Here is a 13854-nt window from a genome sequence, read left to right as displayed (position 1 = left end):
TTATTCTATACCATTATTCACCAACTATAAAACAAAATGTCCTTACATTTCTTCCGGTGCTTCAATGCCCAATAAGCGCAATCCTTCTTTAAGAACGACCGTAACACTGTAAACAAGGGCCAAACGTGCTTGTTTCTCCGTGCTATCTTCTAAGACTTTTACCTCTGCGTAATACTTATTAAAGGCTTGGGCAAGGTCAACAATATATTTTGCCACCTGTGACGGGTCGTAATTCTCACAAGCTCTTTTAACAGCGGGAGCAAATTCCATTAATAGACTGGCCACTTTCCATTCCTTATCCCAGGAATTTGTGAAGGTTTCAGGCTGTGATCCGGCTTGCCAATTGGCTTTTCGTAAAATGGAACAAGCACGGGCAAAGGTATATTGAACATATGGTCCTGTTTCCCCTTCAAAGCGCAGCATTTCCTCTAAGGAAAATTCGATATCGTTCATTCGATTGTTCTTTAAGTCGTGGAAAATAACTGCGCCCACCCCTACTTGTTTCGCTACTACATCTTTGTTTGCCAGGTTTGGATTTTTCTCCTCGATATTGTGGTGCGCCATCGCAATCGATTCGTTTAGTACTTCTTCTAAAAGGACCACTTTGCCTTTACGGGTCGACATCTTTTTGCCGTCCTTTAACATCATGCCAAAAGGAACATGAATCATTTTTTCCGACCATTCATAGCTCATTTTTCCTAATACGGCGATTAACTGTTTAAAGTGAAGACTTTGTTCATGACCAACGACATATAATGATTGGACAAAATTATAGTTTTCTTTTCTGTAGAGAGCGGCAGCTAAATCACGGGTGGCATAAAGCGTAGCCCCGTCTGACTTTTTAATGAGACACGGCGGCAGCTGTTCATCGGTTAATTCAACCACCTGTGCTTGATCAGATTCAATTAGCAGCTGTTTCTCCTCGAGCAGCTTGACGATGCGTTCCATTTTGTCATTATAGAAAGCCTCGCCGGCATAAGAATCAAATTCAACATTCATTAATGCATAGATTCTTGAAAACTCCTTCAGCGATTCATCGCGGAACCATTGCCATAGGCTTAACGCTTCTGCGTCGCCATCCTCTAGTCGTTTAAACCAACTGCGGCCTTGATCTTCTAGTGCTGGATCGGCTTCTGCCACTTCATGAAACTTTATATATAGAGCCAGTAACTCCTTAATCGGGTTTTGTTTTACCTTTTCGGCATCACCCCAAAGTTTATAGGCGGTAATTAATTTTCCGAATTGAGTTCCCCAGTCCCCCAGATGGTTAATTTTGATGGGCTTATAGCCGCACTTTTCTGTTATGAGAGCAATAGAGTTTCCTATTACAGTCGAACGCAAATGTCCCATTGAAAAAGGCTTCGCAATATTCGGTGAGGACATGTCGATTGTTATATTGCCGCCTGCCCCAAATTCGAGGTCTGCGAAATGCCCCCTTTGTTCAAAGATGCTGTTGATGAGCTGTTCAGAAACCAGCTTTTTATTTAAAAAGATATTAAGATACGCGCCCACGACTTCCACTTTTTCAAAAAGGGGGGATTGAATCTTTCCACTTAGTTCCTGTGCGATCAAATTAGGTGATTTTCTTTTAAGCTTTGCTAAGGTAAAGCATGGAAAGGCCAAATCCCCATGTGTGGCGTTTTTTGGTTTTTCAATCATCAGTTCCAGATCCGCTGCTGCCATTTCCTGGTCAAGCAGCTCAAAGAGAACGGCTGCCAGCTCCTTCTTAAAATTCATTTCTATAGACCTCCTTTTTTTATTAAAAACAAAAAACCCCCGCCTCTTATATAAAGAGACGAGAGTTTGATAATCCCGCGGTACCACTCTAATTGTTCAAAAAGAACCGGCTTAACTTTGTAACGGAGGATTCTCCGGCCTACCCTACTACTTTCAGGCAAGCATCTCAAAAGTGCGCTTCATTATCTGCTCTGTATCAGGCTTACACCGCCCCTGACTCGCTTTGACTTCCTAGATAACTACTCTCTTTTTCATTGATTTGTTTATAGCTCGATTACCAGCTATTATACTGGAAAGATAAGGATTTATCCAGCCCATATTGATGAATTTTTATATTAAGGAAATCCTATTTTTAAAGGAGGGATTTTCGATGGCGAGAAGAAATAAACTACTTGTTCCTGAAGCACGAAGGGGCTTGGATGTGCTTAAAGCGCAGGTTGTTCAATCTGCGAACCCTGAGGATGCGAAGTTTGAAGCAGCCGAAGAGGTCGGTGTTCCATTGAAAAAGGGCTATAACGGTCAGCTTACATCTGAACAGGCTGGAAAAGTGGGCGGCCGGCTCGGCGGCAGTATGGTGCGTGAGCTCGTGAAAATGGCCCAGGAAAACTTAAGTAAAAAGCAGTGATTGCTTGAGTCTAAGCTGGTATGAAGGACGAATCTCTCTTGAAAGCCGGGGGATTTGTCCTTCACATGGCCGATGACGGACTAATCTCAGCGGCTACCTTCTCGATTTGTCCTTCACAAAGCTAAAGCAAAGAAGTCCCGTTACCCCTGCAACCCCTTTAGTAGAAATACCTTCATGATTTCAGCAATCTGCTCGGAACTTAACGGGTCGTGATTTCTTTCCCAGTCCGACACAAGGGCAATATACATTTTTAATAAAAGAAAGCTGGTTATTTCTGTGTTGACCTTCGTAATTGCACCCTTTGCAATCGCTGTTTCGATTTTTTGCCTTAGATAGGCAATAATCTCGTTTTCTACATGTTGGAGCATTTCAGATACCGTCAATGTTCCCATTTCAGCTTCTTCCTGGACAAGCTTAATCATAAGCTGGTGCTGGGAGCGGAACTCTAATAAACGATATAAGGCACGATGGACATTTTCCGTAAACGGTAAATCCGGCTGGATGGCTGCATCCGCCTCCACAATCATTTCCTTCACGAGCGAAGAAATAATTTCTTCAAACAGTTCTTCTTTATTTTTAAAAAAGGTATAAATGGTCCCTTTTCCAACATTGGCAAGCTTCGCAACCTGATCCATTGTCGTTGCTTTAAAGCCAAATAATGAAAAGGACTTTGTAGCTGCCTCCACAATCATCTTTCTCCTGTCGGGTGCCATTTGCATCACCCTCCTTATTGACTGATTTAGTTTTTCGGTCATTCCAAACACTTTTACTATACCACAGCCTGTCTTCTGTTTTCAATTTTTCCTGTAAAGTTTTTGGAAATTGTCAATTACCATTTAGCAGATATAAAAAATAGTTATCTACTGAAAGAAAATGCATACAACCCCCTCGAATTGGAAAAATATACTCAGGTTACATAAGGGGGATATATGATGATTCGGCTCCGCAAAAAAAAGCATTTTGATGGCAATAAAATCACCCCCTATCCTTCTACTATAAAAAATGAGCCATTGCATTCAGAGCTTACAGCAAATGAACAAATAATAAAGGATCTTTTTCAAAACTGTGCTGACCTTGTCACTCATCCCATCTACGAAGCAGGAAAACCTAAATTGCTTTTAATTTATTTAGATGGGTTGACAGATACAAAGACTTTAGAACAGGGATTGCTGCGGCCTTTGTTATATGAAGGGTTTCCTCACGGCTTAAACAAAGTTCATTCACTTCAACAAATAATTGAGCAGCAACTATTCGCAGTCACACCCATTAAGAATATTTCAACCATTGATGAACTTGTTGACGGGATCCTAATGGGTAATGCTGGAATCATATTTGAGGGAGAAATAAAGGGTATTGTTGCTGATTTCAATGGAATGCCCCTGCGCAGTATTGAAGAACCGGCGACTGAAATTACGATTCGCGGCCCACGGGACGGATTTACGGAATCCATCCGCACCAATTCTTCGCTGCTACGCAGAAGGATTCGCAGTTCCAGGCTTAAATTCGAAGCATTAACCGTTGGGGAATTGTCGCAAACAAGTGTAGAGATTACCTACATTGAGGGAATTGCTTCTGAAAGCTTATTAGAGGAGGTTCGCGGGAGACTCAGTCGGATTGAAATTGATGGAGTATTGGAATCGGAATATATCGAGGAGTTTATAGAAGATAGTTCCTTTACACCCTTTCCCCAAATTCAAAATACGGAAAGACCTGATATTGTCATTGCAAATCTTCTTGAAGGTAAAGTGGCTATTATGGTGGATAACACACCCTTCGTCCTTATTGTTCCTATGACCTTCTGGAACGGTCTACAGTCGGTAGAAGATTATTATGAACGATTTCTCTACACATCCTTTATTCGGCTAGTTCGTTATATATTATTTAATATGACGATGTATTTACCATCTGTTTATGTTGCCTTGACTACCTATCATCCTAAACTGATCCCGACCACCCTTCTTATTAGTATTGCCGCGGCCCGTGAAGGCGTCCCATTTCCTGCCATCGTAGAGGCGCTAATTATGGAATTTGTTTTTGAGGGACTGCGAGAAGCTGGGATTCGCCTGCCAAAAGCAGTTGGGTCAGCCGTCAGTATTGTCGGTGCGCTTGTTATCGGCCAGGCTGCTGTACAAGCCGGAATTGTATCGGCCCCGATGGTCATTGTTGTGGCGACAACGGGGATTGCTTCATTTGCCATACCACGTTACAACCTGGGTACGGCACTACGGCTTATCCGGTTTCCAATGCTGCTTTTAGCAGGGATTTTTGGCTTATACGGTATTGTCATCGGCTTTATTGCCTTGACCATCCATCTCGTCACCCTTCGTTCTTTTGGCGTTCCCTATTTCACTCCCGTTGCCCCGCAAATACCAGTAGATTTAAAGGATGTGTTTTTTCGGGTGCCAAGATGGGCAAACACGGCCGGTCCTATCTTTACGTTTGGTAGGAATAAACAGCGTATTCCTAAAGGGCAGAAGCCAGGCCCCCAAAAAGGAGGTACGAAGCAATGAACAAAATGCCACTTCTTTGTCTTTGTTCTTGCCTGTCCTTGCTATTTCTTACTGGCTGCTGGGATCGCAAAGAATTAAATGAACGGGCGATTTGGTTGGCATCCGGCTGGGATGTAGCTGAAAATGGCGAGATTGAAATAAGCGGGCAAATTGTGATTCCGGCGAACATTCAAACTCAAGGCGGTGGAGGTGGAGCGGCAGGTCAGGGATACTTCACCATTTCTGCAAAGGGGAAAAATGCTGAGGAGGCCCTGCAAAACATACAGACAAAACTCCCTAGGGAAGCATTTTTTGGCCAACGGCGTTTGATCTTCTTTAGCGAGGCGTTTGCAAGACGCGGGCTGGAAAAAGAGCTTGATTTGAATAACCGGTCTCCTGATGTCAGTCTTCGGTCCGATATATTTGTGGTAAAGGGGATGAAAGCAAAAGAACTCCTTACTGTCCCCAATCCATTGGAGAAATCCCCCGCCGCTTCGGCATTAAAGGAGCACCGGCAGAGTGGCGGGAGAGGCGATACCGCTTATTTACATTTACTGATTGCGGCAAACCGCGAGGGAATTAGTCCAACAATTCCGGCCATTGAAATTAGCAGTTCGCTTGAAGGGATGAAATCTGGGAAAGATACATCTCCGAACCCAAAGGTATTCCGTTTAGCCGGTGTTAGCGTGTTTGACCAAAACCTTAAAATGGTTGGAGAATTTCTTAACTCGGCAGAAAATCGAGATATGCTCTGGGTAATGGGCATTCTAAAAAAGATAAATATCAGTATTCAAACAAAGGATAGTAATGCCAGCATAAATTTTACGAAAATAACGAGCAAAATCGAACCAATACTAAGTAAGAATAACAAGGTTAATTTTACTGTCAAATTGATAGGTGAAGGAATATTGACAGAAAATAACTCTGGTTTAGATGTTGAGTATAACAATAATTTAAAGCTACTAGAAAAGGAATTTGAAGTGGCAGCACAAAAGCAGGTTCAGCAAACCATAAAAAAGGTTCAAAAAAAATATGGTTTGGATATTTTCGGTTTTGGTGAGGCCATTCATCGTAAGCATCCAATCCGGTGGAAGAAGATGAAAGGAAACTGGAATCAGACGTTTTCGCAGGCGGATATTTCAGTCCAATCCGACATAAAAATTAAACGAATCGGAATGAATGGGCCATCTTTATTGTTTAAAGAAAGTGAGATTAAAAAATGAAATTGTCGGGATTGCAAATATTTTGGCTGATGTTCACGTTTGAAACAGGAAACATTATCCTTCTCACGATTGGCCCTGTTATGGAAGATGCCAAGCAGGATTTATGGATTTCTTATTTGATCGCTAGCTTTTTGGGCGTATTCATTGTTTACATTGCCACAAAAACAGCCCTGCTTCATCCCAAACATTCGTTAGTTCAATTTAGCAGGCTACTTTTAGGTAAGTGGCTTGGGACATTGATTGTGATTGCTTACCTCATTCAATGGTTTTCAGTGATTGGCAATATTTTAAGAGAGTTTTCTGATTTTACGATTACCATTCTGCTTCCGACGCCCCCCCCATGGGCATTAAATCAGACCATGCTTTTCCTGCTTATTTATGTTACTTATGTTGGAGGAATCGAAGGAATTGGCCGATGCAGTGAAGTTTTCGGTCCAATCATTATCATTTCCGTCATTATGTTAGTTGTGTTATCTATTAAGGATTTCGATACCCAAAATATCATGCCGATCTTTATTGATTCTGGAATTCCTTCGATTTGGAAAGGAACATTAATTCCGCTAGCTTTCTTTGGGGAGTCCGTTACCATGTTAATGCTCGTTTCTTTTATGAATGAGCCACAGAAGGCTATAAAAAGCGCCGTATGGGGAATTGCTATATCTGCTTTTACGGTTTGCATTGTATCTTTATGCGTACTGCTAGTTTTGGGTCCTGAGATCTCAGCTAAATTGCGTCACCCTACTTTTGATGTGGTTAGCTACATCTCAGTAATGGATTTTGTCCAAAACATCGAAATCATTGCTGTCTTAGTTTGGATTCTTAGTGTTTTTATTAAATTATCACTTTACTTCTTTTTAGCTTGTTATGGTGCTGCTCAATTATTTAACATTAAAAATTGGCGGAAGTTGATTTGGATAGCTGCGCCTTTGTTTTTTATCTTAGCTCAACTTTATCCAAATTCATCTTACACATTTGGCTATATGAAGACATTTTGGGTGTATTATGCGCTACCGATCAACATGGTGGGAATCCCGCTGCTCCTTTTGGCAATTGGAAGCTTTCGAAAAAAATATGCTCATGCTAAACACTAATCAAACGATTGATTGAACATGTACTATATTAATTAATCAATCGTTTGATTAATAAAAGTACCAAACTAATCAATCGTTTGACTTCTGCTTCCAATCCCCACCTTCTACCTGCGAATCCTCATCCTCATTTTTATATTCAGGGCCTCCATAGAGTTGAGATATTTCTCTTGCTAATTCGTCTAAAAATCTATCAGTAAATAAGGGTTTCTTATAGCCAGACATTGTTTGCCTCCTATCAAGATAAAATATCACCTATTATCTACGTTTCTTTGAATAACATTCATAGCTAAGATAAAAATTTTTTTATTTACTTTTCCACAACACGGGAGTATGATAATCCACAGTTTCAAATTTCTAAATCGCTGAAACCATATGGTACGGGGGAACCGTGTTTGCGGGTTGATCTACAACCCAGGGGTGAATCCTTTCAAAAGGTAGGGCTACTCATTGGCCCGAATCCGACAGCTAACCTCGTAAGCGTTATATGAGAAGGAAGGTGGAGCTTGTGCGACATGGAAAATAATGTCTACAAGTCTATTCAAAATGGCTTGTAGATTTTTTTTGTTCCAAAGATATCCTTTGCGACTGGTTTTTTAGTTGCGAAGAGAATACTACTTTTATACTTAATTCGGTGGTGAACTGCAGTGATTGCTTCTATAAAGAGGTTATTAATCGGACGTCCTTTAAAATCAACAGCTTTAGGGGAACAAAAACTCACAAAAACGAAGGCATTAGCCATCCTTTCCTCGGATGCATTGTCATCCGTGGCCTATGGTCCGGAACAAATATTGATTGTCCTAGTAACATTGGGCACCCTTGCCTTTTGGTACTCCATTCCCATTGCGGTCGGGGTATTAATTCTTTTAGCTGCCTTAATTCTTTCCTACCGGCAGATAATCTTTGCCTATCCGCATGGCGGCGGAGCATATGTGGTTTCTAAGGAAAATTTAGGGGTTAATCCAGGTCTTATTGCCGGTGGGTCATTGTTGGTAGACTACATTTTAACAGTGGCTGTAAGTGTATCTGCCGGTACCGATGCCATTACATCCGCATTTCCTGCCTTACATGCACACAATGTAGTCATTTCCATCATTTTTGTCATTTTTATAACCATTTTAAACTTAAGAGGGGTAACGGAATCCGCCTCTATATTAGCCTATCCTGTTTATTTATTTGTGTTCGCCTTATTTATTTTAATTGGGGTCGGATTATTCAATATCGTAACGGGTCGTGTTTCACCCGATTTATCGGCACCGCTTGGGACACCGGTTGCAGGCATTAGTCTTTTTATACTCTTAAAGGCCTTTGCTTCTGGCAGTTCGGCGCTTACAGGAGTAGAAGCAATCTCCAATGCCATCCCAAACTTTAAAGACCCGGCACCGAAGAATGCCGCGAAAACATTAATGGCGATGGGAACGTTACTAGCCATACTATTTTCCGGGATCGTCTTTTTAGCCTATTATTATGGGATTTCTCCCCGCGTCGAGGTAACGGTTGTTTCGCAAATAGCCGAAGAGATCTTTGGCCGGAATGGCATGTATTACTTTATCCAAGGGACAACAGCCTTGATATTAATCCTTGCAGCCAATACGGGGTATTCAGCCTTCCCACTGCTAGCTGTGAATTTAGCTAAAGATAAATTTATCCCAAGAATGTTTACCATCAGAGGGGACCGTTTAGGTTATTCCAATGGCATCATCATCCTTGGTGTTGCTTCCATCCTGCTAATTATGTTTTTTGAAGGTCAGACAGAACATCTCATTCCACTATATGCTGTGGGAGTGTTCATTCCATTTACATTGTCACAGACAGGAATGATGCTGAAATGGATTCGTGAAAAACCAACTGGATGGGGACCGAAGTTTATTATTAACACCACGGGAGCAATCATTAGTTTTACTGTAACCATCGTATTCTTTTTAACAAAGTTCGATCGCGTCTGGCCTGTATTGATTTTTATTCCCATTATTATTTTAATTTTCCATAGAATCAGAAGGCATTATGATTCAGTAGGTGACCAACTTAGGATTACCACTTGCGAGCCTGCTCCTCTGATTGAAGGCAATGTACTTGTTGTACCTGTTGCGGGAATTACGCATGTGGTGGAAAACTCACTAAATTATGCTAAATCTCTTTCAGCTGACCAGATTATTGCCGTTTACGTTGCTTTTGAAAGAGAAGACGAAAAGAAGTTTGAAGAGAAATGGAAAAAGTGGCAGCCCGATATCCGACTTGTGACATTACACTCACATTATCGCAGCATCATCCAGCCATTAACCAAATTTGTTGATACGGTTGAACATAAAGCGAGCGAATCCAATTATCAAGTCACTGTGATTATTCCACAGTTTATTCCTAAAAAAGGCTGGCACAATATTCTTCATAACCAATCCAGCTTACTGATTCGGTCCTTCTTGCTCTATCGCAGAAATGTAATCATCACGACTGTGCCATATCATTTGAAAAAATAAATAGCAAAACAAAAGGGGCTATCCCAAAAGTCAGGCAACTGACCGTGGGGAGCCCCTTTTTAGTTCCTCATTAAATCTTCCATTCACATTTCATCATCAAGTGCTCCTCTTGCAATTCCGCTGTCAAATTCCCATTCATTTTTTTCATCAAGCCTTTGGCAATCGATAAGCCCAGCCCTGTCCCTTTTCCTATTCTTGTTTGATCGGCTTTATAGAAACGATCGAACAGAAAGAAAAGATCCTTTTCGGTAAGGCAACCGGCGGGATTGCTGATTGTTAGCTCAACCGAAGATCGTCGTTTTTCAAGACAGATTATCACATTTCCCGTTGAGTGCTTTAGGGCATTACTCAGTAAATTTTCGATTACCCGTTTGACTGCAGATACATCTGCCTTAATGATGACTTCTTCTTCCGGAAGATGAATAATCGGTTCGAGTCCCCTTTGATAAAAAGCTTCATAAAATCCTACCAATACTTCAGGTACTATTTGATTCAGTTTGATAGATTCAATATTTAGCGGATAATCTGCGGATTCGATAACCGATAACTCAAAAAAGTCTTCTAGTAACACCTTTAAGCGGAGCGCCCCCTTTTTTACGATTGTCGTATACTCCGTTCTTTGCTCAGGATCTATGTCAGCTGATTCGAGGAGCTGAATATAGCCAAGAATGGAGGTCATCGGGGTCCGAATATCATGAGAAATATTAGCAATGGCCTGTTTCAGCTCATTCTCTGTCCGTTGTTTCTCCGCCTGGGCCTGCATCGTACTATCTATTTGCCGGTTAATTTCACTCGCGAGTTTCTCCAGGTCCGTTTCGAAAAAGGCAAGATCAACCTTTTTTTCCGTCTGTTTATGATTAAACTGGTTGAGCTGCATTGTGACGCGTTTGATTTCCCTTTTGATAAAAAAAAGACGAGTGAGAAAAAGCAGTGCTGCTAGTACAGAAATAATTGTTATATAGAGCACGCTTCCCACCCGCTTTCTTCCTTACTTTATTTCTTTTTTTTGAAAAATAAAACTGCCTAAAAACCCAAACACCATCCATGTAATGACTGGGACTAGCAAAATTTTTAAAAAAGCACCATTACTTAAATCAGCTTTAATATCCAAAAATAACTTGAACACGGAGTAGTTAAAAACGGCCTCTACAAAGGCAAACTCTTTGCTTAACAAATATAAGATACTATCAAATAGAAGGAAAAAGATAAGTAAAAACCCAATCGTCTTTCCACTATCGCTAAAGATAATGGAAAATAGGGACATAATCGAAGCGAATGCTGCCGCATAAAGGATTGTTAAGCCCATCGTCTGGATAACATAGTCTAAGGCAGGCAGATCATGAGCCCCAAACAAAATGGTACTGGCTGCCAATATGACAAGGGGAAAGACTAATGAAATAATCACTGCACCTATTGAAAAAGCCAGTAATTTGGCAAAATAGATCCTGATTCTGTTATTGCCAGAAGCCCCGATACTTTTCATCGTACCATTCGAATATTCACTTGAAATGAAGAAACCTGCAAGTATACATGGGACAAGCTTGACAATATAATCGTTTCCGCTAAGAGCGGTGCCGATATAAAAGTCATTCACTGTGGCAGAATTTGCACCATTATCAAAGAAGATCAGAACTGGATAAAAAATAGCTGAAGCCATTAGGATGACGATCAATGTCCAAAGGGTACGATCCTTTCGCAACTTATATAATTCTGATTTCACCAAATTACCCATGGTTCACGCCTCCAATCCGATTCATAAAATAGCCTTCAAGGTCCTCACCCATCGGCATGAATTGTTCGATGACTAAACCATGATTCGTTAAGGCTGTCGAGATTTTACCCGGAACATCTAAATAAGCAAACAACTTAATCACACCGTCAGGCATGACCTCGAACGCACTGGTGGCTAGTTCCGTTTCAAGTATGGTTGCCGCTTTGTTCGGATTATCCACTTTTATATGCAAAAATTGCTGGCACTTCCCATTTAGTTCCTCTGCTGTTAATTGCTCGATTAACTCCCCTTTATGAATGATGCCATAGTGAGTAGCTAATAAATGCAGTTCACTTAAGATATGGCTAGAGATTAAGATGGTAATCCCATATTCTCGGTTGAGCCTCTTTAATAGTTCTCGGATTTCGACGACTCCCATCGGGTCGAGTCCGTTAATAGGTTCATCGAGAATTAAGAATTCAGGATCGCCCAATAGTGCAATCGCAAGACCAAGACGTTGCTTCATCCCTAAAGAAAAGTTTTTGGCTTTCTTTTTCCCAGTCTCCTGAAGTCCGACAAGGGATAGGGTTTTTTCGATACATTCCTTTCCCGGTATACCTTTTAGCAGTCGGTGGACTTCCAAGTTTTCGGCAGCGGTCATTTGGGGATACAATGCCGGTCCTTCGATGATTGTCCCGATGCGTTTTCTTGCTTGTATAAGCTCCGTTTCATTACTTTTTCCAAATAACTCCATCGTACCGGTTGTGGGAAATGCAAGTCCTGACACTAGTCGAATGAGCGTTGATTTCCCAGCACCATTTTGCCCGATAAAACCATAGATTGAACCTTTTTTAATTGAAAGATTTACCTTGTTCAAGGCCAGTTGCTGTTTATACTTTTTGGATAGATTGTTGGTTTTGAGTACATTATCTTTCATTTAAATTTACCTCCCTTATGCGGCGATAAATTTAGTATAGGTATGATTACATAAGAAAGGCTTAAGCAAACTCTTAAGAAAACCTTAAGTTTTAAGGCGGTAGCCCATTCCCCAGATGGTTTCGATGTATTCTTCATTAGGGTTGGCTTTGGCCAGTTTGCTCCTGACATTACTCATATGCACATTGATGGTGTTATCATCGCCACGGAATTCCTCGTTCCAGACACTTTCATATACGTTCGCCTTGGTAAAGACCTTTTTGGGAGATGACAAAAGCAGTGCAAGGATTGCATATTCTCGTGCCGTAACTGTCAATTGAAATCCATTAACAGTTACTGTTTTTGCTACCGTATCAACCTGTAAATCCTTGAATGTTAATTCTTTAGGATGTGGCTGTTGGGTTAGACGGCGGGATCTTCTTAAATGGGAATCAATTCTTGCAGAAACCTCTTCAATATCAAAGGGCTTCGTGATGTAATCATCTGCACCGGTTCGTAAGGCTTCGATTTTTGTTTGCTGCTCCAGCTTTGCGGAGATTACAATGACAGGTATAGGATTTTGTTCACTTATTTTTGTTAAGATCTCTTCTCCTGTCATGCCAGGCAGCATTAAATCGAGCAGCACCATATCCCATTCAGATCGTTCCAAGTAGATCATCGCTTCAGTACCAGAATAGGCCGGCTGCGGGACATAGCCGCTTTTCCGGATAATATTGCATAATAATTGATTAATATCATTATCATCTTCGACAACCAAAATATTTATTTGCTCCATTCAGTAATCACCCAGTTACTCTCCAAATTTTGTATATACAGCATAAACTTGTTTCCCCATTTACACAAATACTATCTATATAGTAAAAAGGGTGTCAGGCACCGTAAAAAGACACTTGTCTCCCCGAAGTGGACAACACCCAAATGATTATTTTATGAGTTTTCTTTTATAGACGAAGTAGTACATGCTTAATGGCCACCACAATGCGCAAAAGATGGGGTATACGGCCCAAATTGCGCTAGGGCTGGAGACGGCATTAACGGTAATAAAAAAGACCGTTAGTAATAGAGTGGCATGAAGAGAGAATGCAAAAAATGTCTTTTGTTTGGCATGATAGATGACAAGCGGCCACCACAACACAACGAAAGCCGGATAGATAGCCCACGGATGCTGTGGAAACAAGAATACATTAAGCACCGCATAATAGAAAATAATCGACGTACTCCCAATCAATGCCACGGGTAATGTTAGTGCGCGCTTCCCTAAAAAAACTAAAATCGGCCACCAGAATACTGGATAAACAGCTAAAATTGACCATGGATACTCTGGTGAATGGAGGAAATTCTCTACTGTCAAAAAGGCAATGAGCAATACGCTATATGAAAGTGACAGATGTTTATGTTTCCCATTTTTCACACAGTACACACCTATAGGCCACAACAACAATACAAAGGAAGGATAAAAAAACCATACGTATTGGCTGCTAGTTAAATAGTTAACAAGTATAAGGAAGATAATACTCATGATACTTCCTGCGACGGCAAAGCCCGGATTGAATTTTCTCATTATAATCCCT

13 protein-coding genes, 1 riboswitch and 1 other annotated feature are annotated in these 13854 nt (G+C 41.0%); of the genes, 5 read left to right on the top strand and 8 right to left on the bottom strand.

The window, feature by feature from the left end:
- Nucleotides 1-42: 42 nt before the first annotated feature.
- Nucleotides 43-1737 carry an arginine--tRNA ligase gene (gene argS, locus RCG19_RS11030; protein WP_308110819.1) on the bottom strand — a complete coding sequence of 565 codons (1695 nt, stop codon included), beginning with the start codon at nucleotides 1735-1737 and terminating at the stop codon, nucleotides 43-45.
- A gap of 51 nt (nucleotides 1738-1788) precedes the next feature.
- Nucleotides 1789-2001: a binding site (T-box leader), on the bottom strand.
- Nucleotides 2002-2107: 106 nt separating this feature from the next.
- Between argS and RCG19_RS11025 the strand changes: the two genes are divergently transcribed.
- Nucleotides 2108-2362 (top strand): alpha/beta-type small acid-soluble spore protein, encoded by a 255-nt coding sequence (locus RCG19_RS11025; RefSeq protein WP_308110818.1) that lies wholly within the window; start codon nucleotides 2108-2110, stop codon nucleotides 2360-2362.
- Between the two features lie 140 nt (nucleotides 2363-2502).
- Here RCG19_RS11025 and RCG19_RS11020 read toward each other — a convergent pair whose 3' ends face one another.
- Complete coding sequence (locus RCG19_RS11020) at nucleotides 2503-3075, bottom strand: TetR/AcrR family transcriptional regulator (protein ID WP_308110817.1); 573 nt, start codon at nucleotides 3073-3075, stop codon at nucleotides 2503-2505.
- Nucleotides 3076-3291: 216 nt separating this feature from the next.
- Here RCG19_RS11020 and RCG19_RS11015 point away from each other — a divergent pair, with 216 nt between their 5' ends.
- The 3 genes from RCG19_RS11015 to RCG19_RS11005 are packed head-to-tail and all read left to right on the top strand — an operon-like array spanning nucleotide 3292 to nucleotide 7165.
- Nucleotides 3292-4872, top strand: a complete 1581-nt coding sequence (locus tag RCG19_RS11015; RefSeq protein WP_374049595.1) for a spore germination protein — start codon at nucleotides 3292-3294, stop codon at nucleotides 4870-4872.
- Nucleotides 4869-6074, top strand: a complete 1206-nt coding sequence (locus RCG19_RS11010) for a Ger(x)C family spore germination protein (protein ID WP_308110815.1) — start codon at nucleotides 4869-4871, stop codon at nucleotides 6072-6074. Before RCG19_RS11015 ends, RCG19_RS11010 begins: the two co-directional genes overlap by 4 nt.
- On the top strand, nucleotides 6071-7165 hold the full coding sequence (locus RCG19_RS11005) for a GerAB/ArcD/ProY family transporter (protein WP_308110814.1): 1095 nt from the start codon (nucleotides 6071-6073) through the stop codon (nucleotides 7163-7165). The genes RCG19_RS11010 and RCG19_RS11005 overlap by 4 nt, the downstream gene beginning before the upstream one ends.
- 69 nt (nucleotides 7166-7234) lie before the next feature.
- Here RCG19_RS11005 and RCG19_RS11000 read toward each other — a convergent pair whose 3' ends face one another.
- Nucleotides 7235-7387, bottom strand: a complete 153-nt coding sequence (locus RCG19_RS11000; protein ID WP_308110813.1) for a bacitracin ABC transporter ATP-binding protein — start codon at nucleotides 7385-7387, stop codon at nucleotides 7235-7237.
- A 128-nt stretch (nucleotides 7388-7515) separates the two neighbouring features.
- Nucleotides 7516-7661: riboswitch (cyclic di-AMP (ydaO/yuaA leader) on the top strand.
- Between the two features lie 148 nt (nucleotides 7662-7809).
- Here RCG19_RS11000 and RCG19_RS10995 point away from each other — a divergent pair.
- Nucleotides 7810-9636 (top strand): APC family permease, encoded by a 1827-nt coding sequence (locus tag RCG19_RS10995; RefSeq protein WP_308110812.1) that lies wholly within the window; start codon nucleotides 7810-7812, stop codon nucleotides 9634-9636.
- Between the two features lie 70 nt (nucleotides 9637-9706).
- Here RCG19_RS10995 and RCG19_RS10990 read toward each other — a convergent pair whose 3' ends face one another.
- The 5 genes from RCG19_RS10990 to RCG19_RS10970 all read right to left on the bottom strand — a co-directional run bounded on the left by RCG19_RS10990 (nucleotide 9707) and on the right by RCG19_RS10970 (nucleotide 13844).
- Complete coding sequence (locus tag RCG19_RS10990) at nucleotides 9707-10603, bottom strand: sensor histidine kinase (protein WP_308110811.1); 897 nt, start codon at nucleotides 10601-10603, stop codon at nucleotides 9707-9709.
- Between the two features lie 21 nt (nucleotides 10604-10624).
- Nucleotides 10625-11368 carry an ABC transporter permease gene (locus tag RCG19_RS10985; RefSeq protein WP_308110810.1) on the bottom strand — a complete coding sequence of 248 codons (744 nt, stop codon included), beginning with the start codon at nucleotides 11366-11368 and terminating at the stop codon, nucleotides 10625-10627.
- Nucleotides 11361-12284, bottom strand: a complete 924-nt coding sequence (locus tag RCG19_RS10980; protein WP_308110808.1) for an ABC transporter ATP-binding protein — start codon at nucleotides 12282-12284, stop codon at nucleotides 11361-11363. The genes RCG19_RS10985 and RCG19_RS10980 overlap by 8 nt, the downstream gene beginning before the upstream one ends.
- Nucleotides 12285-12368: 84 nt before the next feature.
- On the bottom strand, nucleotides 12369-13058 hold the full coding sequence (locus RCG19_RS10975; protein WP_308110807.1) for a response regulator transcription factor: 690 nt from the start codon (nucleotides 13056-13058) through the stop codon (nucleotides 12369-12371).
- A 147-nt stretch (nucleotides 13059-13205) separates the two neighbouring features.
- Nucleotides 13206-13844, bottom strand: a complete 639-nt coding sequence (locus RCG19_RS10970) for a hypothetical protein (protein ID WP_308110806.1) — start codon at nucleotides 13842-13844, stop codon at nucleotides 13206-13208.
- Between the last annotated feature and the right edge of the window lie 10 nt (nucleotides 13845-13854).

Source organism: Neobacillus sp. OS1-2 (assembly GCF_030915505.1).
In the GTDB taxonomy this organism is placed as follows: Bacteria; Bacillota; Bacilli; order Bacillales; family Cytobacillaceae; genus Neobacillus.
The sequence above is the reverse complement of the archived record's forward strand: the minus strand, read 5'-3'. Positions and strand labels throughout refer to the sequence as shown.

Bases quoted from the DNA above. Each gene is read 5' to 3' on its own strand.
- argS (WP_308110819.1), bottom strand. From the start codon at position 1,737: ATGAATTTTAAGAAGGAGCTGGCAGCCGTTCTCTTTGAGCTGCTTGAC.
- RCG19_RS11025 (WP_308110818.1), top strand. From the start codon at position 2,108: ATGGCGAGAAGAAATAAACTACTTGTTCCTGAAGCACGAAGGGGCTTG.
- RCG19_RS11020 (WP_308110817.1), bottom strand. From the start codon at position 3,075: ATGGCACCCGACAGGAGAAAGATGATTGTGGAGGCAGCTACAAAGTCC.
- RCG19_RS11015 (WP_374049595.1), top strand. From the start codon at position 3,292: ATGATGATTCGGCTCCGCAAAAAAAAGCATTTTGATGGCAATAAAATC.
- RCG19_RS11010 (WP_308110815.1), top strand. From the start codon at position 4,869: ATGAACAAAATGCCACTTCTTTGTCTTTGTTCTTGCCTGTCCTTGCTA.
- RCG19_RS11005 (WP_308110814.1), top strand. From the start codon at position 6,071: ATGAAATTGTCGGGATTGCAAATATTTTGGCTGATGTTCACGTTTGAA.
- RCG19_RS11000 (WP_308110813.1), bottom strand. From the start codon at position 7,387: ATGTCTGGCTATAAGAAACCCTTATTTACTGATAGATTTTTAGACGAA.
- RCG19_RS10985 (WP_308110810.1), bottom strand. From the start codon at position 11,368: ATGGGTAATTTGGTGAAATCAGAATTATATAAGTTGCGAAAGGATCGT.
- RCG19_RS10980 (WP_308110808.1), bottom strand. From the start codon at position 12,284: ATGAAAGATAATGTACTCAAAACCAACAATCTATCCAAAAAGTATAAA.
- RCG19_RS10975 (WP_308110807.1), bottom strand. From the start codon at position 13,058: ATGGAGCAAATAAATATTTTGGTTGTCGAAGATGATAATGATATTAAT.
- RCG19_RS10970 (WP_308110806.1), bottom strand. From the start codon at position 13,844: ATGAGAAAATTCAATCCGGGCTTTGCCGTCGCAGGAAGTATCATGAGT.